The following is a 23695-nucleotide window of genomic DNA, read 5'->3' on the forward strand; positions in this document are numbered from 1 at the left end:
ACCTTAGTTACAGCTGCCGCCGGTTGACCATTTTCCGTTTTGTGAAAAACTTGGGGTACAGCATCCGACACCGCCGGTAAAACTGTCGCCGCCGAATACTTCGATTTGTTCCATGGTATGGTAGTTTTCCCAGATGATGTTTTGCGGATCTTCAACCCAGTATTTTTTGCTTGAAGCATAACAGCACTGCGCTACCTCTTGTTTCTCTCCCATGATATTGCCGGCAATAAGACGCTGTTCGATTGCTTCAAGCGCTTCATCGCTTTCAACTTGCAATCCTAAATGGTTCAGTCCGGTTGTTGCACGGCCTGTTGAGATGGCGAAATTGATATAGGGATCATCGAGGAGCCATTGGATGTAATCCTCTTTGACTTTTGTCGGTTCACTTCCAAACAATGTGGTGTAAAATTGACGGTTTTTTTCGAGGTCATTGACGCTGATATGAAGATGTAAACGTTTCATAAGGACTCCTTGGTTTTGTGAAAGTGTAGCAAAATAAAAATAATATATCAAGATATGTTGATATTATGATACAATGCTCATTACAAAATCGTCATTCCCGTGAAGGCGGGAATCCAGCTTTATTAATATATGGGGATGGATCCCCGGGTCAAGCCCGAGGATGACAGAAAAGGGAGACTATGCTTTTAGCTAGTGCAATTTTTTTAGTGACCTTGGTATTGATTATATGGCAGCCGCGAGGGTTGCAGATCGGGACGACGGCTGTCGTCGGTGCCATTACGGCAGTAGTGCTCGGTGTCGTCACACTCGCTGATGTATGGACGGTTACCTCAATCGTCTGGGATGCGACGTTAGCATTTATCGGGATCATTCTCCTCTCGATGGTTCTCGATGAGATCGGCTTTTTCGAGTGGTCGGCACTGAAAATGGTTCGACTCTCAGGCGGAAACGGCCATCTGATGTTTGTTTATATGATGATCCTCGGTGCATTGGTAGCGGCATTTTTCGCCAATGACGGGGCGGCGTTGATCCTCACCCCGATCATTTTGGCCAAGATGAAATATCTCAAGCTCAATCCCGTCGCGATGTTCGCGTTTTTAATGGCGGGGGGATTTATCGGCGATAGCGCCTCAAATCCGCTCGTCATCTCCAACCTTACCAACATCGTGACGGCGGGATACTTTCAAATAGGTTTTTGGGAATACGCACGGACGATGTTCCTCCCCAACCTTCTCAGCATTATCGCCTCCATCGTCGTATTGTGGTTGTTTTTTCGCAAAGATATTCCGACCCATATTGATGTCGAAAATTTAGCATCACCCGAATCGGCTATCAAAAACATGACGATGTTCCGCCTCAGCTGGTGGTTCTTGGGATTACTCATGGTTGGGTATTTTATCGGAGATGCGTACCATCTCCCCATCTCAGTATTTGCCCTCGGCGGTGCTTTGGTATTTCTCGCCATTGCGACTTATTTCAAAGCGACGAAACCGATCATGACGATCAAAGCGGCACCGTGGCAGGTGGTGTGGTTCAGTATCGGACTCTACGTCGTCGTCTACGGCCTTAAAAACGGCGGTCTTACGACCTATCTTGCAGGCATTATTAGTGAACTTCAGAGTATGGGAAATGTGTATGCCATCATCGGCACGGGTTTTCTCTCCGCCATCCTCAGCTCGGTGATGAACAACATGCCGACCATCATGGTGATGGATATCGCGATTGCCGAAGCGGGAAACAGTGCATTGGCGTACGCCAACATCATTGGATGTAATCTCGGGCCTAAAATGACTCCGATTGGATCGTTAGCGACCTTGCTATGGCTTCATGTTTTGGCGCAAAAAGGGGTCAATATCGGGTGGGGCGAATACATGAAAGTAGGGCTGGTGATTACGCCACCGGTGTTGTTGGTGGCGTTGGTAGGGTTACTTTAAAACCAGAATTTCAATCCGGCAGAGAGGGTCTTATTTTTCGTTTCGCTGTCGGGTTCGTACCATCCGTCAACTACGTTGGAAGCGCCGATATTCCAGTATTCATAGTTGTAGTGAAAAAAGAGGTTCAGTGAGTCGCTCAAGGCAACCTCAAGGGGAACCGTGATTTTGTATCCGTACACATTATTGAGCGCAAAGGTATCGCCGTGCAGGTTTTCGTACATTTGGGCATTGAAGGCTTGTTGATAGCTGGCATCGACCCCTAACATCGCAGTGGGTGAAATGGCAAAATGCAAACCGATGCCGATATCGACGTATCCCCAATCGTACGTTTCATTAACGCCTGAGACGTCATAGGTACCCAGAATGTTTCGTTGCCATTCACGATAGCCTAATCCCAGTTTAAACGGCATCTCTAACTCTCCGTATTGATCCAGGACGGTAATGGATTTGAACCCGGCACTGTAGTCAAGAATAGTGTTTTGGGTCGTTGTCCGAAATGAACCATAGGTGGGATCGACATCCGTTCCGCCGATGTAGTCTGTATTTCCGCTGCTGTAGCTTGTTGTGAGATAAAATCCTTGATAACCGGGCTCAAGAGAGAGGGTAAAACCGCCGATGTCGCCGAAATCATTCGTTTCGGTATCGAGTAATTGACCCAATTCGGTTTCGGCATAATCAAACTGTGTCGTATCCGCACTGATTGACAATGAGTAAGATGAGGCATAAACAGATGTCCCGATCGCCAGTGAAAGCGGGAAAGATAAAAGTGGATGAATACGCATTCTGTCTCCCTTTATTTTTTTATATTGTACACCATAAAATGTGTACGGAGGTATAGATGTAAGTTTCTCTATGATAAAACGTCATTATCCTAATTGAGGAAAAAATTTTGGAACATCACCATCATCATCACCATGATCATTCGATCAGCGGAGGAAAACTTCTCTTCAGCGTTATCCTCAACCTCATTATAACGGCCGCGCAGTTTATCGGGGGGCTTGTATCCGGATCTTTAGCATTGCTAAGTGATGCCCTCCATAACTTTAGCGATGTGATGAGTCTTATCATCAGCTATTACGCACACCGCCTTTCTCACCGTCCCCAAAATATCCGCCAAACCTTCGGATTTAAACGGGCTGAAATCCTTGCGGCCCTCTTTAACGCGTCGGTCTTGATCGCGGTTTCCGTGTATTTGATCCTGGAATCGCTCCAGCGTTTTATCACACCTCACGAGGTGGAATCAACATGGGTTATGGCGTTGGCGGGATTGGGTATCGTGGTAAACGGTCTCTCGGCATGGCTTCTGCACCGTGATGCGGATCATAATCTTAATATCCGCTCCGCGTATCTGCATCTGATGGGGGATCTGATGACGTCGTTTGCCGTATTGGCAGGCGGTGTGATGATCTACTTTTACGGATGGTACTGGATTGATCCGCTATTGTCGTTACTGATCTCCTTTTACCTTATCCGATCATCGTTCGGGATCGTTCGCGAATCTACCCGCATGCTGATGCAGTTTTCGCCGGCGCATATTTCGCTCGATGCCATTGTCGAAAAAGTGAAGGGTTTTGAGGCAATAGAGAGCATTCATCATATCCATTTATGGCAGTTGGACGACGAGACGGTATTTTTGGAAGCACGGCTCAACTTTTATGAGGATTTGACGTTGAGTGCGGCGAATACGGTACTCCATGATCTGACCCATGCCCTCGAAGAGATCGGTATCAATCATACGACCTTTCAGTGTGAGACGGGTAAAAACGGTCGGGAAAGAGTCTTAGAGAGATGTGAGCATCATTAAAAATCAGCGATCTCGAATCACGTCGAAATCTTCCGGGATGACCGGTTTGAATTTACCCGATTCAATCGGTTTGTTCTGCGTCGGATTGCTAAAGAGGATCGTCACACGGTTGTCAAATCCGTCGGTGTAGCCGATAGAGCTGAGGAGATCATTTTTAAAAGTGACGCTGTAGGTTTGTCCTTTTACCGTAGCACTGTATTTGTCATTGTCGATTTTTTTGGCTTTTTGGATAATCTGTAAAAAATCGATCTCATCATCAAGGCTGCGAAGAGTGACCTGTTCGATCACGGGCTCGATGACAGTGATTTTTTGTGCGCTGATGTAAACACTTTTTTGGACCGGTTTATAATAGACCCAGAGGGCATTTTGAGGCTTGGTTGCCCAAAGTTCGCCGGTATAAACGATTTTCTTTCCATTGTCGTCAATGATCGTCTGTACAAATTTGCTGTTGAAAGAGTTGATCTCTTTGGGGGAAGCCGCAAGGGTAAGCGTCAGGGCAAAAAGAAGTGGTAAAAAACGCACATAAAATCCTTGAATAGTGTGATTATGACATTGTACCCTATGCCTATTAATCCAAACAATAGATTTCGTATGCTAAAATCAGTGACTTTTTCAATACTGTTCATAATGAAGGTTTTTAATGCTCCAATCGCTTGTCGGGAAAATTTTCGGTACTAAAAACGATCGAGAAGTCAAAAAATATCGTAAAAATGTTGCGGCGATTAACGCCCGAGAATCTTATTTTAGCGCCATGAGCGATGAAGAGCTCCAAAGTGCGTTCCAAGGACTCAAAGAATCGGTCCTCAGCGGCAGTAAATCCTTGGATGATGTTTTGGTTGATTCGTTTGCTATTACGCGTGAGGCGAGTAAACGTGTTTTAGGAATGCGTCATTTTGACGTTCAGCTCATTGGAGGGATGGTTCTTCATGAGGGGCGCATCGCCGAGATGAAAACAGGGGAGGGGAAAACCCTCGTTGCGACATTGCCGGTCGTGTTGAATGCGATGTTGGGCCGCGGAGTACATGTCGTTACGGTCAATGACTACCTCGCAAGCCGTGACGGCACACAAATGTCCGAACTCTACGCATTTTTGGGATACAGCACGGGGATATTGGTTGAAAGCGGCTATAACCCGGCATCCAAGCGTGAACAATACGGCTGCGATATTACCTACGGTACGAACAATGAATTCGGATTTGATTACCTCCGTGACAATATGACCTACAGTAAAGAGCACATGGTTCAGCGCGGCCATTCGTACGTTATCGTCGATGAGGTCGACTCGATTTTGATCGATGAAGCTAGGACGCCGCTCATTATATCCGGGCCTACAAACCGCACGCTGGAAAACTATACCCGTGCCGATGCGGTAGCCAAAGCCCTCGTCAAAGAGGAACACTTTACAATCGATGAAAAAGACCGTCTCATCCTTATTACCGAAGAGGGGATCGAACGTGCGGAAGAGCTTTTCGGCGTTGGCAATATTTACAGCATCGAAAACTCGGCACTCTCTCACCACCTCGACCAAGCGTTGAAAGCGAACTATATTTTTGAAGCCGATGTCGATTACGTGATCCAAGAGGGACAAATCGTTATCGTTGACGAGTTTACCGGACGCCTCAGCGAGGGGCGCCGTTATTCTGAGGGACTCCACCAGGCATTGGAAGCCAAAGAGGGGGTCATTATCAAAGAAGAGACCCAAACCCTCGCCGACATCACCTACCAAAACTATTTTCGTATGTACGACAAAATCGGCGGTATGACCGGTACGGCACAAACCGAGGCGACCGAGTTTGCCCAGATTTACAATCTCGACGTTATTTCGATTCCGACCAATGTCCCGGTGATCCGTCAAGATTTGAATGACTTGATTTATAAAACTGAAGCGGAGAAATTCGCCGCCGTTATTATAAAAGTAAAAGAACTTCATGCCAAAGGTCAGCCGATCCTGATCGGTACCGCATCGATTGAAAAATCGGAAAAACTCCATCTTCTGATCAAAGCCGAAAAAATACCGCATACGGTTTTGAATGCGAAAAATCATACGCAAGAGTCTGAGATCATTAAAAACGCGGGTGAAAAAGGGGCGGTAACCATCGCAACCAACATGGCCGGGCGCGGGGTCGATATCAAAGTGAGCGATGAGATCAAAGCCCTCGGAGGTCTTTATATCCTCGGAACCGAGCGTCATGAAAACCGCCGTATCGATAACCAGCTTCGCGGCCGTGCGGGACGTCAGGGTGATCCGGGGACAAGCCAGTTTTACCTTTCACTCGAAGACAACCTTCTCCGTATTTTCGGCTCTGACAAGATTAAATCGATCATGGAGCGTCTGGGCGTAGAAGACGGCGAATACATCGAATCGGCGATGGTAACCCGTGCGGTCGAGAAAGCACAGAAAAAAGTAGAAAACATGCACTTCGAAGGGCGTAAACACATCGTTGAATACGATGATGTCGCCAACGAACAGCGTAAGATCGTATATAAATTCCGCGGCGAACTACTCGATCCTGAATTTCATATCGCCGATAAAATCGATCTTATCCGCAGTGACTATGTCGATCGTACGTTGGCATTCTGCGGTATTTTTGAGGGGATTCCCGAGGAAGAGATTGATCTTGAGCGTTTGGTATTGACTCTCCAAGAGGAGATGAATGCCGAGGTGGATCGTTCCATTTTCACCGATATGCATGTAGAATCTATCCGAACCTCTCTTCTGAATGCCCTTAAAGCTGAATATGACGAAAAAATGTCGGTAGTGGATGATAAACTCCGCAGCGAAATCGAGCGGGAGATTTATCTCAAAACACTTGATACTGCATGGAGAGAACACCTTTACCAAATGGACAGCATGAAAACAGGTATCCGTCTGCGTGCGTACAACCAAAAAGATCCTTTGGTCGAGTACAAAAAAGAGAGTTACAACCTCTTTAGCGAACTGGTCGAGACAATCAAATACGATACGATAAAAACCCTTCATGTGATCCGTTTCAAAGTCGAAAGTGCGGAAGAAGAAGCCGAAGCATTCGCCCGCCAAATGGAATTGGAGAAAAAACAGGAGGCTTTCCGTATGAGCCTGAATCATCAAGAGCATGAAGGTGAAGAGAAAAAAATTGCACGGAATGATGATTGTCCTTGTGGAAGCGGCCTCAAATACAAAAACTGCTGCGGCAAGTCAGGACCAAAAAAAGGGGTATTTGCCTCTTGAATATCGTCTCCTACCTTGTCAAACGATTTTTGCGCTTTGACAAAGAGCAGCCTTTTATCTTCCTCTCCGCACTCCTCGCATTCTCCGGAATCGCGCTGGGAGTGATGGTTCTTATCATCGCGATGGCCCTCATGAACGGTTTTGACAACGAGTTCAAGAAAAAGCTTACCGTGATGAATTATCCCCTCACCATTCAACCCAAATTTTTCGGTACGGTCGATACGACATTACTCGAAAATCTTCGCACCCGCTTCCCCGATCTCGCCTTCAGCCCTTACGTCACCTCGGCCGTATTGTCCCGCAGCGGGGATCAGATGGAGGGGGGATATCTCTTCGGTGTCGATTTTGCCCAAGAAGCAAAAGTGAACCGCATTGTGGCAGAAGGGCTGCAAGAGGGAACACCGGATAAATTTGAGGTTATGGTGGGACAAACGCTCAAAGAACAGTTCCTCCTCAAAGAGGGGGATAAACTTACCTATATTTTTACCCAAATGGAACCGGGGGGATTAGCCCTCACTCCGAAAATCAAACGCTTCGAAGTGGTTTCGACGTTCAACTCGGGGCTCAGTGCGTATGACAAAGGGTTCTCGTACACTTCGATCGCATCGCTTCAGCGTATTTTGGGAATTCCTGAAAATCTTTATGACGGCATCCATATCCACACCCCGAATCCCGAAGCCGATATCTCCCGTATCGCGGCCGTTTTGCCCAATACGGTATCGATCCGCGGATGGTGGGAAGACAACGGCAACTTTTTTGCCGCGTTGAAGATGGAGAAAATGTCGCTCTTTATCGTCCTGATGCTCATTATCCTCATTGCCGCTATCAATATCATCTCCTCACTGCTGATGACGGTGATGAACCGCCGCAGCGAAATCGCCCTCCTGATCTCTCTGGGAGCGTCGAAGCAAGAGGTTAAAAAAATCTTTTTGATCCTCGGAATTGTGATCGGTATTTTGGGGATTACGACGGGGGCGATATTGGGCTTTTTGGGGATGTGGGTCCTAGGAACCTTTGAGATCATCTCCCTCCCAGCCGACGTCTATCCCACCTCGACACTGCCGCTTGATCTGAGTGTGATCGATTTCTTCTCGATTATTATCGGAGCCTTTGTAATCGTATTGCTTTCCGCATGGTATCCGGCGAAAAAAGCCTCTGAAGTGGATGTACTGACTGTTTTACGGAACGAATAGCGATTATCTACCAGCTTGAATTACCATCTCTCGTTCCCACTTTTCAAGTGGGAACGGAGTCTGACACTATACACTCCCACTCAGGAGAGTGGGAGCTAGTTCGGTATCTACTTTTTTTTCTCATCCGGTATCATCCACAAAAACGGATAAACCAACGTTCGCTTGAGAATGTTGAAGGGTGCGGTAACGATCTCTTCTGCAATCGCTGTCTTTACTTTGGGGTCATCGATTTTACCGCTGAGGGTAAGGGTAGTGGAAATAGATCCGTCATCACCAAAGAGGATATATCCCACCATCGGTACTTTTCCGAGTGCTGAACCGAGATCGGTTTTGAGGGTGAGGGTACCCTCTAGAGTTTGTGATTTTAGATCGGCACGCCCCTCTCCGAGTATTTTGATTTCCGGTGAGTTTAGGGTGAAGTTATCGACGTTCACCAATCCTTTATTGTAAGAAAAATGAGCATAGCCTTCTTTGACCGGAAGTCCCTGGGTATTGTAATTTGGGAGTGAGAACGTCGCCAAAGAGGGGACGGTATTGACAAAGGCCAGGACGTTATTGAGAAATTTGTAGTCTTTGAGTATCGTATTTTCGACCCGCATGATCCCATCAAATGTATCGGCTTCCCCTTTGGCTTGAAAAGAAAACTTCCCTCCGCTGAAATCGCTCATGGCAAAGAGATGATCCATAAATTTGTCATTGAATCCGTTTCCGTCAATGAAAAAAAGGCCGTTGCGTATTTTGAGATCTGCTGATCCCCCCATGTGGTACAGCGAGGCATCCAAGTCGTAATCGTTCAAGGTCGCTTCCATACGATCAGCGACGATTTTCCGACCTTTCATCAGGTAAAGATAGGTGTTGAATATATGGATACGTATGGGATATCTATCCCTCTCCTCTTTTCCCGTGCTCTCTTTCGTCTCTTGATGCGCGGAGAGGAAGTGAAAGAGTTGGGGAACGTTGATACCGATATTTTTAGCATTGACGTCGATCTGATCATTGGAACGGTTGATGACGAGACGGTTGTTGACCCGAATATTGGAATGGCCTTCTTGGTAGGTGCCGCTAAAATGATAGTGGTTGATCGGCTTTTCATTGATCATCATCAGCGAATAAGGATATTCGATGACACCGCTGTAGGTATAGCGTCCGTTTTTCGGAGTATAGAAAAGATTGAGATTGCCGTTCTCCACATGGTATCGCCGCAGGATCGGAGAGTGTTTGGAGAGCAGAGCAATGTCATCCAGTGAAATTTTCCATCCGTCCGGAATGGTCGTAAAATGGGATTTGAGTACCGGGGCATCCAAAACAATTTCATCCTCGGAAGCATCGACTTTCAGCTGAAGTGACTCTTGGGCGTCGACAAGGGGCGATAGTTTCGGGCTAAGGGGAACCATATCATCGAGACGAATCGATCCTTTGAGCGTCTCCAGAGAAAAGTTTCCGGTGAGTTTAGCTTTGAGGAGATCTCCTAAAAGTGTTTCAATGTCCTCAAAGGTGATTTCATCACCTCGTAAGGTTGCACGAAAAGGGGAGAGGAGAAGGGGGAGCTGATGGATACTCCATGCTGAAGCGGTATTGCTCTGCAGCGTTGAACGGTTATTGTCGTAATGAATATCGATTGTAAACGGGGCATGAGTGAGCTGTAGTTCTCCCAATTTAAAATCTTTGAGTTCGATTTGAAGGTCGGTTTGTTGTTTGGCCCCGTTAAACACGGCATTGATCTTCCCGTGGATGGTTTCGGAGATGCTAAAGGGGACAGATGCCGCGGCGCTGGAGGCGTTGTGATAATCATAAGGAGCCTGAAATGCTTCAATGCGCAGTTTTTCACCCGATACATACCATTCAGACGGCATGACATTGAGTGTGTCCCCTTTGGGTGAAATGATATAGTTAACGCGGAGCGGTTCGCGCGAATCCACTAGTCTTAAATGCTTTTTGTTGGCCAAAGGGGTAACTTCATAGGCATTGATGGATACAAAACCGTGACCGGACGCGGCATCATATTCCCCTTGGACACGGGCATGGGCAATATTATTGTAATGGGCCGTAAAATGATCGAAACGGACGCGGGCATTATCGAGCGTAACGATTCCCCCTTCCGAACGCAGTGGAATTTTCTCAAGTAAAAGCTCTGATACGGAAGGTCGAAATACCCCTTTTGCTGTTGTATCCAAGGTATGCAGGTTAACGGTGAGATCCAGATTGACATCGCAGACTCCGGCCGTTTGTTTGATGGGAATCGTAATGTCATAAAAACGTAATAGGGACAAGATAGGATCATTGAGCATGGCGTGACGTGTTTGAATATGGATATCCAACAGGGTATGCGGCGTTGTAAAATCGATTGAGAGACGGCTTTGTTCGGTCGGAAGTTTATAAAAAGTTCCATTGATGGGGAGAATGTGGAGTTTTCCGCGGACAAAGGTGAGATCGACTTGAGGGGCAATGATGGGCATATATCCCTGTGCAAAGGTATACTCAGCGTTGGTGACGGTTGCATCGGCACGCAGGGCTGTGAGCAGCTCTTCGGGATTATCATAATGGAATTTCCCTTTTAAACGGTGAAGCGTGACGAAAGAGGCTTTTGCGTATTGGGTAATCCACGGTTGGACGTCGGAGTCAAGATCGAAAAATTCAACGATCGGCTGGATGGTGGTAAAAGGTCGGTCGGCATGGATATCAAAACTAAGAGTATCGGTATCCCCTGATGCTCGGATGAACAGGGTAGGGGTTTGGGGAAAATTCATTTGCGCATTGATAAACAAACGCTGTTGCGCAAGATGTACCGTTAATTTTCCGTTAAGAAGAGCATTCTTGATGGTACATTGCGGCAACGATAAGTCAAACGTCTCTTCATTAAGGGTAAAAGTACCGTTACAGGTCTCCGTTCCACTCCTCAGACGTATTTGTCCAGGGAGGTTTTCGCGATAGTGGAGAGAAGCGGTAATGTTATCATATTGAATAGTATTAATATCGATCTGCTTCACCCAGCGCTGCAGATTGCGTATAAAAGGGGGAAGCTTTCCTAAAGGTTTTAAGGTAACGGGAAGATTATCCGTTTTCAGGGCGCTTAAATCTATTTTTGAGGCTTTGATAAGGAATGAATTTTCCCATTTGAGATATAATTTCTCGATTATGACGCCCTTGAACGTCAAATGATCGATCTTAATACCTTCTAATAAAGCGATAAACGTGAAAAAACCTAGAAAAAAAGTAAAAATCAAACCAAAAAGAATGTATCTATGGGTTTTCGGGATAATATTGGTGATGAGTGTCTCTTTCATGACCTACCTATTTTCTACTGTCACATCCCCAAAAATCGTCTACATACCGCAAGGTTCCGTCTTTAAAAGTATAGCACACCTCCAAGAGGAGGGGGTAAATGTCCATACGATTGATGCTTTTATCCTACGCCTGCTCGGACAGCCTCAGCAAGGGTGGATCGATCTTAAAGAAGAGAAAATGAGCCGTATCGAGTATCTTTACAAACTGACGACGGCGAAAGCAGCAACACGCCAGATTACCCTGATTCCGGGAGAGACAACGGTTGTTTTTTTACGTCAGCTGAGTGATGAACTCTCACTTGATAGGAAAGCGCTTCAAGATGCCTATGCACAGCATGCTCCGTTTAAGGAGGGGAGTTTTGTCCCTGACACGTACAGTATTCCGAATAAAATCAGTGAAAAAGAATTGATCGTTCACCTTTTAAACGAATCGGATAAAAAGATGAGAAGCTGGGCCGATGAGTATAAGCAGCCGTTTAGTAAAGAGAAATGGTTACAAATTGTAACAAAAGCATCGGTTATTCAAAAAGAGGCTTCTTCGGTATCGGATATGCCGTTTGTCAGTTCCGTCATTGATAATCGGATCAAAAAAGGGATGCGTCTTCAGATGGATGGGACTTTGAATTACGGTGAATACTCCCATCAAAAAGTAACGGCCAAGAGAATCCGAACCGATAGAACCCCCTATAATACGTATAAAAACAAAGGTTTGCCGCTGTACCCCGTTTGTAATGTCTCCAAAGATGCAATAGAAGCCGCTATCCATCCGAAGCGTACCGATTACCTTTATTTCGTTCGAGGTAAAAATGGGGAGCATATTTACAGTAGTTACTTTTCTACACACCGCAAAAACATAGTAAATGCTACAAAATGAAACATATTGAGAACTTTTTATCCGCTTTAGGGAGCCAAATAACAAAAACGCCAAACTAAGTGTTATCATGCTTTCATAAAAAAAATAACAGGAGAACCTGATGGCAAAAATCATTTGGTCAGTAATTGATGAAGCTCCGGCATTAGCGACATACTCGCTACTTCCAATCGTAAATGCATTCACACAAGCAGCAGGCGTAGAAGTCGTAACAAGTGATATTTCACTTGCAGGTCGTGTTATTGCAACTTTCCCGGAAAGAATGACAGACGCTCAGCGTATTCCCGATAATCTTGCAGAATTGGGCGTTATCGCAACACAACCCGATGGTAACATCATTAAACTTCCAAATATCTCCGCTTCAATCCCACAGCTTAAAGCGTGTATTGAAGAGCTTCAAGGTCAAGGTTATGATCTTCCAAATTATCCGGAAGAGCCTAAAACAGATGAAGAAAAAGAGATTTTTGCACGTTACGCAACCTGTCTCGGTTCTGCGGTTAATCCGGTTCTTCGTGAAGGTAACTCGGATCGTCGTGCAGCGGTAGCCGTTAAAAACTTTGCAAAGAAAAATCCTCATAAACTTCGTGCATGGGATGAAGGTTCAAAAACCCGTGTAGCTCACATGAACAGCGGTGATTTCTTCGCTAATGAGCAATCTATCACTAAAAAAGGTGACGGTAAAGTAACAATCGCACTAAACGGGAACGTATTGAAAGAGATCAATGCGGTTGATAAAGAAGTTCTAGACGGTACTTTCATGAGCGCTAAAGCACTTCGTGCGTTCTTGGCGGAATCGATTGCCGAAGCAAAAGAGAAAAATATTCTTTGGTCGATCCACCTCAAAGCGACCATGATGAAAGTATCCGATCCTATTATGTTCGGTCACGCTGTTGGCGTATTCTTCAAAGACGTATTTGAAAAATATGCGGCAGATTTCAAAGAGATCGGTGTTAACCCGAATCTTGGTCTTGGTGATTTGTACAAAAAATTGGCAAAACTTCCTGCAGATAAAAAAGCGGAGATCGAAGCGGCTATTATGGCAGTGTATCCGACTCAACCGGCAATGGCTATGGTTGATTCCGATAAAGGGATCACTAACCTACACGCGTCAAATGACGTGATTATCGATGCATCATTGCCGGTTGTTGTACGTGACGGCGGTAAAATGTGGAATCCGGCAGGAAAAGTAGAGCAGTGTGTAGTGACGATTCCGGATCGCTGTTACGCTACTATGTACTCTGAAATCATCGAAGATTGTAAGAAAAACGGTCAATTCGATGTAACCACTATGGGCTCAGTCTCTAACGTCGGTTTGATGGCTCAAAAAGCCGAAGAGTACGGCTCTCACCCTACAACTTTTGAAATTGCTGAAGACGGTGTTGTTACGGTAACGGATGACAGCGGTGTATTGATGACTTTCAATGTTGAGAAAGGTGATATCTGGCGTATGTCTCGTGCGAAAGATATCCCGATCAAAGACTGGGTACGTCTTGCGGTTGAGCGTGCAGAGATCGAAAACGTTCCGGTAGTATTTTGGTTGGATGAAAACCGTGCACATGATGCTGAAATCATCAAAAAAGTGAACGAATATCTTCCTGAATTCAACAAAGCAGGAATTGAGTATCATATCTTGGCACCAGAAAAAGCGATGGCATTTTCTTTGAAACGTGTACGTGCGGGTCAAAACACCATCTCTGCAACGGGTAACGTTCTTCGTGACTACTTGACTGACTTGTTCCCAATCCTTGAGCTTGGAACGTCAGCTAAAATGCTCTCAATCGTTCCTCTTCTTGCAGGTGGGGGATTGTTTGAAACAGGTGCGGGCGGATCGGCTCCTAAGCACGTTGAGCAATTCGTAAACGAGGGTCACCTTCGTTGGGATTCATTGGGTGAGTTCTTGGCTCTTGCTGAGTCACTACGTCACATCAATAAAACGAAAAAAGACAACAAATTGAGCGCTCTTACAGCGGCTCTGGATGTTGCAAACGCGGCCTATTTGGATAACAACAAAGAGCCTTCACGTAAAGCGGGTGAGCCTGATAACAAAGCGAGCCACTTCTTTTTGGCACAATACTGGGCAAAAGCGCTTGCTGAGCAAACAGCTGATGCAGAGCTTGCAGCTCGTTTTGCTCCGGTTGCTGCGTCGCTTAGCGAAAATGAAGCTAAAATTATGGAAGAGCTTCTTGCTGTTGAAGGGAAACCTCAAGATATCGGTGGATACTTCCACCCGGACAATGCAAAAGCTACGGCGGCAATGCGTCCAAGTGCTACACTTAACGCGATTATCGCATCGATTTAATGATTAGAACGCCAAAGGAATAGATCCCTTTGGCTACGCTTGCCGCTATGGCACATGTAGCGAAGCGGAAAGCTTAGCAAAGCGCTAGCAAACGCTTGCCTCTTCGAGGCAGAGTTATAAAATTCGTTTTTTATCTGTAGAGTTGCTCTATAGATAAAAGACGATGACCTCGTCTTTTTATTGTCCTCTCAACGTGTATGCTTATAGATATTTTCAGTGGAAAATAGTAATGAGCATAGTGCAATCAAGAGGATGATAATGATATGACACCAGGAGTACGAAAATGGTAAAAGGAAAACGTGTCGGAATCGTAGGGGCAGGAAATGTCGGTTCGACTATTGCTTATTCACTCGCGATGCTTGGCTCATGCCATGAAATTATTTTACGCGACAACAAAATCGAAATTGCAAAAGGCAAAGCACTCGATATGTCCCAGGCCGCTGCTGCAGTGCGTTCTCACTCAACCGTTACGGTTGCTGAGACAATGGCGGATTTGACGGATTGTGATGTTGTCGTTATTACAGCGGGTAGCCCACGTTTGCCGGGCATGAGCCGTGATGATTTGCTGATGATCAATGCCAAGGTAACCCGTGAAGTAATCGAAGGGGTAGCCAAATATTCTCCGAATGCGATTGTTATCATGGTTTCAAATCCATTGGATGCCATGACCTATGTTGCACTCAAAGAGAGCGGATTTGACCGCAGCCGTGTTATTGGTATGGCCGGTGTTTTGGACAGCGCCCGTATGGCAGCGTTTATTCAGGAAAAACTCGGTTACGGCGGCGGGCAAATCCGTGCCTCTGTTATGGGCGGTCATGGAGATGACATGGTTCCACTTCCACGCTATTCGACCGTCGCCGGGGTTCCGCTCTCAGATGTTCTGAGTGCGGATGAGATCGATGAAATTGTTCAGCGTACCCGAAAAGGGGGAGCAGAAATCGTGGCACTCCTCCAAACAGGATCAGCCTATTACGCTCCGGCAAAAGCAACCGCTATTATGGTCGAAGCGATTTTAAGAGATACAAAACAGATTCATCCATGTGCTGTTTACCTCGAAGGTGAATACGGATTTCATGACGTCGTAAGCGGTGTTCCCGTTATGCTGGGTGCTAACGGTGCGGAAAAGATTATCGAAGTAACCCTTGATGAGAGTGAAAAAGAGATGTTTGCCCGTTCATGTGCATCGGTACAATCTCTTATTGACACACTTAATGCTAATAAATTTTTTGAAGGAGCCAAATAATGAGTTATCGCGTCGAAAAAGATACGATGGGTGAAGTTCGCGTACCGAACGATACCTACTGGGGGGCGCAAACACAGCGCTCTTTGGAAAACTTCCAAATCGGTGAAGAGAAAATGCCGTATGAAATTACACGAGCATTTTCCTACTTGAAAAAAGCGGTTGCATTGGTTAACTGCGATCTTGGGATGCTATCACGTGAGAAAGCCGATGCGATTGCACAGGCAGCGGATGAAATGTTGGCCGGAAAATTGGATGCACACTATCCGTTGGTCGTTTGGCAAACGGGTTCAGGTACACAGTCGAATATGAACAACAATGAAGTATTGGCTAGCCGTGCGACCGAAATCCTCGGCGGCGATTTCCGTACTCAAAAATTGGTTCATCCGAATGATGATGTTAATAAATCACAAAGTTCAAACGATACCTATCCGACCGCGTTGCACGTAGCATCAGTTATCGCGGTAGAAACGCGTTTGCTTCCGGCTATCGCACATTTGCGCAAAACATTGCAAGAAAAGTCGGAAAACTTTAACGACATCGTTAAAATCGGACGTACTCACTTGCAAGACGCAACCCCGTTAACCCTTGGTCAAGAGATCAGCGGATGGGTAGAGATGCTTAACAAATGTGAAAAAATGGCGAAAGATTCTCTTGAAGCGGTACGTGAGCTTGCCCTCGGCGGTACAGCGGTAGGGACTGGATTAAACGCTCATCCTGAATTGGGAACGCGTGTTGCGGCAAAATTGACCGAGCTTACCGGTCACCAGTTTGTGACTGCTCCGAACAAATTTCACGCATTAACAAGCCATGATGCGTTGGTATACGCTCACGGTGCTTTGAAAGCATTGGCTGCGGACATGATGAAAATCGCGAACGACGTACGTTGGTTGGCTTCAGGTCCACGTTGTGGAATCGGTGAGATTACTATCCCTGAAAATGAGCCGGGTTCTTCGATCATGCCGGGTAAAGTCAATCCGACACAAAGTGAAGCGGTTACAATGGTAGCATGCCAAGTTATGGGGAACGATGCAACTATTGGTTTTGCGGCAAGTCAGGGTAATTTCGAACTGAACGTATTTAAACCGGTCATCGCCTATAACTTTTTACAATCGGTCCGTTTATTGGCAGATTCAATTGTTTCGTTTAACGATAACTGTGCGGTGGGAATTGAGCCGGTACGCGATCAGATCGATGCCTATTTGAAAAATTCATTGATGCTGGTAACGGCATTGAATCCGTACATCGGATATGAAAATGCGGCAAAAATTGCGAAAACAGCACACAAAGAAAACTCCACTCTCAAAGCGACCGCGGTAAAACTCGGTTTGCTAAGCGAGGAAGAGTTCGATAAATATGTCATCCCTGAAGAGATGACAAGACCAATAGCGTAAACTTACAACAGGAGGAATGGATGAATATTCACGAATATCAAGCAAAAGAATTATTCAAAAAGTACAATGTACCGACACTGCGCGGGCACATTGCATTTACACCCGACGAGGCGGTTAAAGCGGCTCAAGAACTGGGCGGAAATATTTGGGTAGTAAAAGCTCAAATCCATGCCGGCGGACGTGGTTTAGGGGGCGGTGTTAAGCTTGCTAAATCAACTTCTGAAGTACGCGAAATGGCTAGCCAAATTTTGGGTATGCAATTGGTAACGCACCAGACAGGTCCTGAGGGAAAACTCGTTCAAAAGGTTTACATAGAAGAGGGTGCCGATATTAAAAAAGAGTACTATCTTGGACTCTTGCTTGACCGTGCACTTGAAATGCCGATCATGATGGCATCAACAGAGGGTGGTATGGCGATCGAAGAGGTTGCCCACAATACCCCTGAAAAAATCATCAAAGTCTCTATCGATCCGTTGACAGGATTCCAATCATTCCATGGCCGTAAATTGGCGTTTGGTTTGGGCCTTCCGGTTGAAGAGATCAATACCTTTATCAAATTTGCAGCTGCGCTTTACCGTGTTTACATGGATCACGATGCAGAGATGATTGAAATCAATCCGTTGGTTAAAACGGGTGACGCTAAATTCTTGGCACTGGATGCGAAAATGGGCTTTGACAACAACGCTCTTTATCGCCAAAACCAAGTCAACGAAATGCGTGACTTGAGCGAAGAAGAACCGACGGAAATCGAAGCGGATAAATACGGTCTTAGCTACATCAAACTCGATGGAAACGTTGGTTGTATGGTTAACGGTGCCGGTCTTGCTATGGGTACGATGGACACCATCAACTACGAAGGTGGAAAACCGGCAAACTTCCTCGATGTCGGCGGTTCTGCGAGTGCAGAAACAGTGGCAAAAGGGTTTGATATTATCCTCAAAGATCCAAATGTCAAAGCGATCTTCGTCAACATCTTCGGTGGAATTGTCCGTTGTGATCGTGTTGCTAACGGTATTATCGAAGCGACAAAAATCACCAATGTAAACGTACCGGTTATTGTACGTCTTGATGGTACCAACGCTATTGAAGCGGCAGAGATTTTAAAAAATGCCGGTATCGCTAATATCGTAGCGGCAACCGATCTTGCAGACGGTGCTCGTAAAGCCGTTGCAGCAGCTAAGGGAGAGTAATTAATGTCTATTTTGGTTAACAAAGATACAAAAGTTATCGTTCAAGGTTTCACAGGTAAAGAGGGGACATTCCATGCAGAGCAATGTATGGCGTACGGTACTCAGATCGTCGGTGGTGTTACACCGGGTAAAGGGGGGCAAGAGCATCTCGGTCAACCGGTATTCAACACAGTATCTGAAGCAGTCGCTGCAACGGGTGCTACGGTTTCTATGATCTTCGTTCCACCGGCTTTCGTGTCCGATGCCGTTATGGAAGCAGCAGATGCAGGGATTGATCTTGCGGTTATCATTACCGAAGGTGCTCCGGTCAAAGACATGATGTTCGCAAAAGCGTACGCTGTTAAGAAAAACATGAAAACCATCGGACCGAACTGTCCGGGTATTATTACTGCTGAAGAGTGTAAGATTGGTATCATGCCGGGTTTCATTTTCAAAAAAGGGCATGTCGGTCTTATCTCTAAATCAGGGACGTTGACGTATGAGTCTGCAAACCAAGTGGTTAAAGAGGGATTCGGTATTACTACAGCCGTCGGTATCGGCGGTGACCCGATCATCGGTTTGAGCTACAAGCAATTGTTGCCGATGTTTGAAGCCGATCCTGAAACGCATGCGATTGTCATGATCGGTGAGATCGGCGGTGATTTGGAGATCCAAGCAGCAGCTTACATCAAAGAACATATCACTAAACCGGTGGTTGCATTCATCGCGGGACAAACGGCTCCAGCGGGCAAACGTATGGGACATGCAGGGGCAATTATCTCAGGCGGTGCCGGTACAGCAGCTGAGAAAATGGCAGCTCTCGAAGCGGCTGGGGTAAAAGTTGTTGTTTCTCCGGCGGATATCGGTAAAGCACTTGCTGAAGTGATGAAAAAATAATGATCAGTGTCTTTGAGGTTGCTAATATTCGTTGTAGCGGGTGTGCCAATACGATTACTTCATCTCTCAAAGACGCTGGATTTGAACAGGTCAGTGTTGATCTGTCGTGCGAGCCTCGCAAAGTAACAGCAGAAATTGCCGATGAGGCGCAATTAGCACATTTTAAGGCTACATTAAGAAGCCTCGGATATCCTCTAGCCACTGATGAGAGAGGATTTAGCGAAGATACGATTCTAAAAGCTAAAAGCTTTGTTTCGTGTGCACTCGGTAAAATAAAATAGTTTAACTTAATCAAGGAGAAGGAATGTCAATAATTAAAGCGCCAGAAAACACTCCGGTGTGGGTTGATGAAGCAAGATGTAAAGCTTGTGATATCTGTGTATCAGTGTGTCCGGCAGGAGTCTTAGCGATGAGACTTGAGCCAACATCAACATTGGGAGCTATGATTGAAATTATTGCCCCTGAGTCTTGCATTGGCTGTAATGACTGTGAATTGAACTGTCCTGACTTTGCAATTTTTGTTTCTGATAAATCTGAATTCAAATTTGCAAAACTTTCAGATCAAGCTAAAGAGCGTCAAGTAGCAATCAAAAACAATAAATATATGAAACTTAGCGCTTAAAAGGAGCAAAATATGGAATTGAGAGAAATAATTTCAACCGGTAACGATTTGGCTGCAGAAGCGGCTGTCGATGCAGGATGTATGTTTTTTGGGGGGTATCCGATTACTCCATCATCTGAAGTTATGCATACCATTTCAGACCTTTTGCCTGAAGTGGGCGGAACATGTATTCAGATGGAAGATGAGATTGCAGGTATCGCTGCAGCAGTAGGTGCAGGTATGGCCGGTGTTCGTACCATGACCGCAACATCAGGCCCAGGGGTTTCACTTAAAGCTGAAAACCTAGGTCTTGCACAAATGGCAGAAGTTCCTTTGGTACTTGTAAACGTTATGCGTGGTGGTCCATCAACGGGTCTTCCAACACGTGTATCCCAAGGTGACGTGCGTCAAGCACGTAATCCATCACACGGTGACTATCGCTCTATCACCCTTTGTGCCGGAAACTTGGCGGAATGCTATACTGAAACCGTTCGCGCATTCAACCTAGCAGACCGTTTTATGCAGCCGGTTATCGTTTTATTGGACGAAACTATCGGTCACATGCACGGTAAAGCAATGATTCCAACGGTAGAAGAAGTTAAAAAAGGGATCGTTCCTCGTAAAACATTTACCGGAGCTCCTGAAGATTACCGCCCATACGGTGTCGGTGCTGATGAGCCAGCGGTACTTAATCCGATGTTCGAAGGGTATCGTTACCACTTTACCGGGCTTCACCATGATGCAAAAGGTTTCCCGACTGAAGAGATCGAAACCTGCCGTAAATTGATTCAACGTCTTGAAGACAAAGTTATGATGCACACCGATGAGCTTGAGTTAAACGAAGAGTATATGTGTGATGATTTGGAAGAAAACGATGTATTGATCATCGCGTACGGTTCAGTATCATTGGCGGCAAAAGAGTCGATTCGTCACCTTCGCGCAGCGGGAATCAAAGCGGGTCTTTTCCGTCCGATTACCCTTTGGCCGAGTCCGGCGACACGTATCAAACATTTCACGGATAAAGTGAAAAATGTCCTTTGTGTTGAACTGAATATCCGTCAATATACGGAAGAAGTTGAGCGTGTTTCAAGCCGTCTTGATATTCACGGCTTGTATAAAGTTAACGGGCGAGCTATCTCTCCGTACGAAATCGTTAACAAAGTGAAGGAGATAATCTAATGGCTTTCAATTATGACCAATATTTACGTTTAGAAAAAATGCCGACACTATGGTGTTGGGGATGTGGTGACGGTGTTATCTTGAAAGCCGTTATTCGTGCAATCGAGACATGCGGATGGGATCAAAATGAAGTATGTGTCGTCTCCGGTATCGGATGTTCTGGCCGTTTTTCATCATACGTTGATTTCAATACCGTTCACACGACGCATGGTCGTACAGTAGCATTTGCTACGGGTATCAAATTGGCATTCCCGGATAAAAAAGTTATCTGTGTTGCGGGTGACGGTGATGCATTGGCAATCGGTGGTAATCACACGATTCACGCATGTCGCCGTAACATCGACATCAAATTTATCGTTATTAATAACTTTATCTATGGATTGACAAACTCTCAGACCTCTCCAACTACTCCGCAGGGTATGTGGACGGTGAGCCAAAAATCGGGTAATATCGATCCAACGTTCGATGCGTGTAACCTTGCAATCGCTTCAGGTGCTTCATTCGTAGCGCGTGAAACGATGCTTGATCCGAAAAAACTCGAAAAAGTTTTGGTAAAAGGATTCCAACACAACGGATTTGCATTCTTTGATATTATGTCAAACTGTCATATCAACCTTGGCCGTAAAAATAAAATGGCGAGTGCGATGGAAAATCTTGAGTGGATCGACAGTATTACGACTCCATTGAAAAAATGGGAAGCGCTACCGGAAGAGGAGAAAATGAATAAATTCCCTACGGGAGTTTTGAAACACGACGAAAATGCTCGTGAATACTGCGATATGTACAAAGAGGTACAAGCATTCCACCAAGGTAAACGTAAAACGATTACCCAAGACGATTTCGAGAAGAAAATTTAAGGAGAACACGATGGCTAGAACATTAATGAGATTTACAGGTGTTGGCGGACAGGGTGTTCTTCTTGCGGGAGAAATTTTCGCTGCGGCAAAAATCAAAGAGGGTGGACACGGTCTTAAAACGGCTACCTATACATCACAAGTTCGTGGTGGACCGACCGTTGTTGATATCACTTTGGACGATGAAGAGATTTTCTATCCGTATGCAAATGACGGTGAAATCGATTTCATGCTCTCTGTTGCACAAGCGAGCTACAACCTTTTCAAAAATGGTGTATCTGAGGGTGGAACTATCGTTGTTGAGCCAAACTTGGTTCACCCGACGGATGAAGATCGAAAAAGATGGAATATCGTTGAGATTCCTATCATTACCATCGCAAAAGATGAAATCGGAAATGTTATTACCCAATCGGTTGTCGCTTTGGCGATTGCCAACACATTTATGAAAGCATTGGATGATGAATTGCTTCGTAGTGTTATGCTCTCAAAAGTACCGGCAAAAGTACACGATGTTAATAACAAAGCGTACGATCTCGGTAAAAAATACGCTCTCGAAGCTATGGCTTCTTAATTTTCCGCTTTGGCGGGAAATTCCCCCGATCCACTAATTTTTCCCTTTCTTAATAAAATTGTTTTAATCTCTAAAGAAAGCATCACACTTAATCAATAGTTTGATACGCTGTCACAACACAAAAGGAGTTCATTATGTCAAGATTTGAAGCACTATTCGAAGACGAAGACGATATTTTCAGCGGTTCACCGCAATCGAAGTATTGGGATATCGCAAAACAAGTGAGTGAAGATTTATATCAGTACGATTTTGATGAAATTATCACAAAAATCGCTGTGATGGAAAAGATGCTGATGCAGCAACACGATGAAGACGATCTCAATCGTATCGTGGAGAGTTATGCTTTGATGAACCAAGAGGAGATTGAAATCCATAAAAAAAGTCTCTATATGGAGTATGCAGGACGTTTGATTTATAAACTTTCTGATTAATTACAAAGTTTTTTGTTTTATATGCGGTTAAAACCGCATATCATTTTCCATCATCAATCAAAGTCTTTTCTAAACCTTTTCGTACGTCTCCTCAATTGTACTTTTTTCTAATCTTTGTGTTTTGAATTTTAGAAGGCAATAGTTATCCCAAAATGATACCATTTTATACATATTAAAAATTTATTATATATATAAATATAATATATGAATTGAATTTATTTATTCTGAAGTATACTATAAAAAATCTAAATATCTGTAAGGCTCTGATCGAGCAGATAATTACTAAAGGGTTCTGATGAAATTTGTTTCTATTGTGATGGGAAGTAAAAGCGATTATAGTGTGATGAAATCTTGTGCGGATACATTGGAGTCATTTGACGTTCCTTATGAGCTCATCATCTCTTCGGCACATCGTTCACCTGAACGAACCAAAAATTATATTCTAGAGGCAGAGCAAAAAGGGGCTCAAATTTTTATTGCAGCAGCCGGAATGGCAGCCCATTTAGCAGGTGTTTTAGCTTCTAAAACGACCAAACCTATTATCGGTGTTCCGATGAGTGCATCAGCACTAGGCGGAATTGATGCTCTCTTATCTACGGTTCAGATGCCGGCTGGAATGCCGGTGGCTACGGTCGCTATCGGTCAAGCCGGTGCTATAAACTCTGCATATTTGGCACTGCAAATTCTGGCACTTGATAATAAAGAATTGCATGAGAAGCTGCTTAAAGATAGAGTTTCCAAGGCTCAAAAAGTGGAGTCAGATTCATCAGAGATAGAAACACTTTTATAAAATTTCGTGAGAATA

21 protein-coding genes are annotated in these 23695 nt (G+C 45.1%); 17 read left to right on the forward strand and 4 right to left on the reverse strand.

Translation table 11 applies throughout. From position 1 onward, the window contains the following. Nucleotides 1-3: 3 nt before the first annotated feature. A complete protein-coding gene (locus tag WB308_RS04445) occupies nt 4-462 on the reverse strand; it encodes an ArsI/CadI family heavy metal resistance metalloenzyme (RefSeq protein WP_424189407.1) in 459 nt (152 codons plus the stop codon). A 179-nt stretch (nt 463-641) separates the two neighbouring features. On the opposite strand from WB308_RS04445, the gene WB308_RS04450 reads away from it, so the two are divergent. Continuing rightward, nucleotides 642-1895 carry an arsenic transporter gene (locus tag WB308_RS04450; protein WP_424189409.1) on the forward strand — a complete coding sequence of 418 codons (1254 nt, stop codon included), beginning with the start codon at nt 642-644 and terminating at the stop codon, nt 1893-1895. On the opposite strand, the gene WB308_RS04455 is transcribed toward WB308_RS04450, so the two are convergent. After that, nucleotides 1892-2677, reverse strand: coding sequence for a hypothetical protein (locus WB308_RS04455; protein ID WP_424189411.1), 786 nt, complete (start codon nt 2675-2677; stop codon nt 1892-1894). The genes WB308_RS04450 and WB308_RS04455 overlap by 4 nt on opposite strands. Nucleotides 2678-2784: 107 nt before the next feature. On the opposite strand from WB308_RS04455, the gene WB308_RS04460 reads away from it, so the two are divergent. Beyond that, entirely contained in the window at nt 2785-3699 is a 915-nt protein-coding gene (locus WB308_RS04460) for a cation diffusion facilitator family transporter (protein ID WP_424189413.1), read from the forward strand. Between the two features lie 3 nt (nt 3700-3702). Here the strand turns inward: WB308_RS04460 and lolA are convergent, their stop codons facing one another. Further along, nucleotides 3703-4221, reverse strand: a complete 519-nt coding sequence (gene lolA / locus WB308_RS04465) for a LolA-like outer membrane lipoprotein chaperone (RefSeq protein ID WP_424189415.1) — start codon at nt 4219-4221, stop codon at nt 3703-3705. A 118-nt stretch (nt 4222-4339) separates the two neighbouring features. Between lolA and secA the strand changes: the two genes are divergently transcribed. Both secA and WB308_RS04475 read left to right on the forward strand, forming a co-directional pair. Continuing rightward, nucleotides 4340-6907 (forward strand): preprotein translocase subunit SecA, encoded by a 2568-nt coding sequence (secA, locus tag WB308_RS04470; protein WP_424189417.1) that lies wholly within the window; start codon nt 4340-4342, stop codon nt 6905-6907. Further along, nucleotides 6904-8100, forward strand: coding sequence for an ABC transporter permease (locus tag WB308_RS04475; RefSeq protein WP_424189419.1), 1197 nt, complete (start codon nt 6904-6906; stop codon nt 8098-8100). Before secA ends, WB308_RS04475 begins: the two co-directional genes overlap by 4 nt. Before the next feature lie 107 nt (nt 8101-8207). Here WB308_RS04475 and WB308_RS04480 read toward each other — a convergent pair whose 3' ends face one another. Further along, a complete protein-coding gene (locus WB308_RS04480) occupies nt 8208-11384 on the reverse strand; it encodes an AsmA-like C-terminal domain-containing protein (RefSeq protein WP_424189421.1) in 3177 nt (1058 codons plus the stop codon). On the opposite strand from WB308_RS04480, the gene mltG reads away from it, so the two are divergent. The 13 genes from mltG to purE all read left to right on the forward strand — a co-directional run bounded on the left by mltG (nt 11383) and on the right by purE (nt 23680). Next, nucleotides 11383-12258: an endolytic transglycosylase MltG gene (gene mltG, locus WB308_RS04485; protein WP_424189423.1), complete on the forward strand. Its 876-nt coding sequence runs from the start codon at nt 11383-11385 to the stop codon at nt 12256-12258. The genes WB308_RS04480 and mltG overlap by 2 nt on opposite strands. Nucleotides 12259-12358: 100 nt before the next feature. Next, complete coding sequence (locus WB308_RS04490) at nt 12359-14554, forward strand: NADP-dependent isocitrate dehydrogenase (RefSeq protein ID WP_424189425.1); 2196 nt, start codon at nt 12359-12361, stop codon at nt 14552-14554. A gap of 283 nt (nt 14555-14837) precedes the next feature. Next, entirely contained in the window at nt 14838-15797 is a 960-nt protein-coding gene (gene mdh / locus WB308_RS04495) for a malate dehydrogenase (protein WP_424189427.1), read from the forward strand. After that, a complete protein-coding gene (gene fumC / locus WB308_RS04500) occupies nt 15797-17188 on the forward strand; it encodes a class II fumarate hydratase (RefSeq protein WP_424189429.1) in 1392 nt (463 codons plus the stop codon). Before mdh ends, fumC begins: the two co-directional genes overlap by 1 nt. A gap of 20 nt (nt 17189-17208) precedes the next feature. Next, on the forward strand, nt 17209-18378 hold the full coding sequence (gene sucC / locus WB308_RS04505) for an ADP-forming succinate--CoA ligase subunit beta (protein ID WP_424189431.1): 1170 nt from the start codon (nt 17209-17211) through the stop codon (nt 18376-18378). Between the two features lie 3 nt (nt 18379-18381). Beyond that, the gene (gene sucD, locus WB308_RS04510) at nt 18382-19254 is read left to right on the forward strand and encodes a succinate--CoA ligase subunit alpha (protein WP_424189433.1); all 873 of its coding nucleotides are present in this window, start codon (nt 18382-18384) and stop codon (nt 19252-19254) included. Next, nucleotides 19254-19535, forward strand: coding sequence for a heavy-metal-associated domain-containing protein (locus tag WB308_RS04515; RefSeq protein ID WP_424189435.1), 282 nt, complete (start codon nt 19254-19256; stop codon nt 19533-19535). The genes sucD and WB308_RS04515 overlap by 1 nt, the downstream gene beginning before the upstream one ends. A 23-nt stretch (nt 19536-19558) precedes the next feature. Then, complete coding sequence (locus WB308_RS04520; RefSeq protein WP_424189437.1) at nt 19559-19876, forward strand: 4Fe-4S dicluster domain-containing protein; 318 nt, start codon at nt 19559-19561, stop codon at nt 19874-19876. Between the two features lie 12 nt (nt 19877-19888). Further along, complete coding sequence (locus WB308_RS04525; RefSeq protein WP_424189439.1) at nt 19889-21034, forward strand: 2-oxoglutarate synthase subunit alpha; 1146 nt, start codon at nt 19889-19891, stop codon at nt 21032-21034. After that, a complete protein-coding gene (locus WB308_RS04530; protein ID WP_424189441.1) occupies nt 21034-21891 on the forward strand; it encodes a 2-oxoglutarate ferredoxin oxidoreductase subunit beta in 858 nt (285 codons plus the stop codon). Before WB308_RS04525 ends, WB308_RS04530 begins: the two co-directional genes overlap by 1 nt. A gap of 10 nt (nt 21892-21901) precedes the next feature. Next, nucleotides 21902-22459, forward strand: coding sequence for a 2-oxoacid:acceptor oxidoreductase family protein (locus tag WB308_RS04535; protein WP_424189443.1), 558 nt, complete (start codon nt 21902-21904; stop codon nt 22457-22459). A gap of 134 nt (nt 22460-22593) precedes the next feature. Beyond that, nucleotides 22594-22890, forward strand: a complete 297-nt coding sequence (locus WB308_RS04540) for a DUF2018 family protein (RefSeq protein WP_424189445.1) — start codon at nt 22594-22596, stop codon at nt 22888-22890. Between the two features lie 295 nt (nt 22891-23185). After that, on the forward strand, nt 23186-23680 hold the full coding sequence (gene purE, locus WB308_RS04545) for a 5-(carboxyamino)imidazole ribonucleotide mutase (RefSeq protein ID WP_424189447.1): 495 nt from the start codon (nt 23186-23188) through the stop codon (nt 23678-23680). The last annotated feature ends 15 nt before the right edge of the window (nt 23681-23695 follow it).

The organism is Sulfuricurvum sp., from assembly GCF_049587615.1.
Classification (GTDB): domain Bacteria; phylum Campylobacterota; class Campylobacteria; order Campylobacterales; family Sulfurimonadaceae; genus Sulfuricurvum.

Excerpts from the sequence above, each read along its gene's own strand:
- WB308_RS04445 (WP_424189407.1), bottom strand. The coding sequence starts at position 462 with ATGAAACGTTTACATCTTCATATCAGCGTCAATGACCTCGAAAAAAAC.
- WB308_RS04450 (WP_424189409.1), top strand. The coding sequence starts at position 642 with ATGCTTTTAGCTAGTGCAATTTTTTTAGTGACCTTGGTATTGATTATA.
- WB308_RS04455 (WP_424189411.1), bottom strand. The coding sequence starts at position 2,677 with ATGCGTATTCATCCACTTTTATCTTTCCCGCTTTCACTGGCGATCGGG.
- secA (WP_424189417.1), top strand. The coding sequence starts at position 4,340 with ATGCTCCAATCGCTTGTCGGGAAAATTTTCGGTACTAAAAACGATCGA.
- mltG (WP_424189423.1), top strand. The coding sequence starts at position 11,383 with ATGACCTACCTATTTTCTACTGTCACATCCCCAAAAATCGTCTACATA.
- WB308_RS04480 (WP_424189421.1), bottom strand. The coding sequence starts at position 11,384 with ATGAAAGAGACACTCATCACCAATATTATCCCGAAAACCCATAGATAC.
- WB308_RS04490 (WP_424189425.1), top strand. The coding sequence starts at position 12,359 with ATGGCAAAAATCATTTGGTCAGTAATTGATGAAGCTCCGGCATTAGCG.
- mdh (WP_424189427.1), top strand. The coding sequence starts at position 14,838 with ATGGTAAAAGGAAAACGTGTCGGAATCGTAGGGGCAGGAAATGTCGGT.
- fumC (WP_424189429.1), top strand. The coding sequence starts at position 15,797 with ATGAGTTATCGCGTCGAAAAAGATACGATGGGTGAAGTTCGCGTACCG.
- sucC (WP_424189431.1), top strand. The coding sequence starts at position 17,209 with ATGAATATTCACGAATATCAAGCAAAAGAATTATTCAAAAAGTACAAT.
- sucD (WP_424189433.1), top strand. The coding sequence starts at position 18,382 with ATGTCTATTTTGGTTAACAAAGATACAAAAGTTATCGTTCAAGGTTTC.
- WB308_RS04515 (WP_424189435.1), top strand. The coding sequence starts at position 19,254 with ATGATCAGTGTCTTTGAGGTTGCTAATATTCGTTGTAGCGGGTGTGCC.
- WB308_RS04520 (WP_424189437.1), top strand. The coding sequence starts at position 19,559 with ATGTCAATAATTAAAGCGCCAGAAAACACTCCGGTGTGGGTTGATGAA.
- WB308_RS04525 (WP_424189439.1), top strand. The coding sequence starts at position 19,889 with ATGGAATTGAGAGAAATAATTTCAACCGGTAACGATTTGGCTGCAGAA.
- WB308_RS04530 (WP_424189441.1), top strand. The coding sequence starts at position 21,034 with ATGGCTTTCAATTATGACCAATATTTACGTTTAGAAAAAATGCCGACA.
- WB308_RS04535 (WP_424189443.1), top strand. The coding sequence starts at position 21,902 with ATGGCTAGAACATTAATGAGATTTACAGGTGTTGGCGGACAGGGTGTT.
- WB308_RS04540 (WP_424189445.1), top strand. The coding sequence starts at position 22,594 with ATGTCAAGATTTGAAGCACTATTCGAAGACGAAGACGATATTTTCAGC.
- purE (WP_424189447.1), top strand. The coding sequence starts at position 23,186 with ATGAAATTTGTTTCTATTGTGATGGGAAGTAAAAGCGATTATAGTGTG.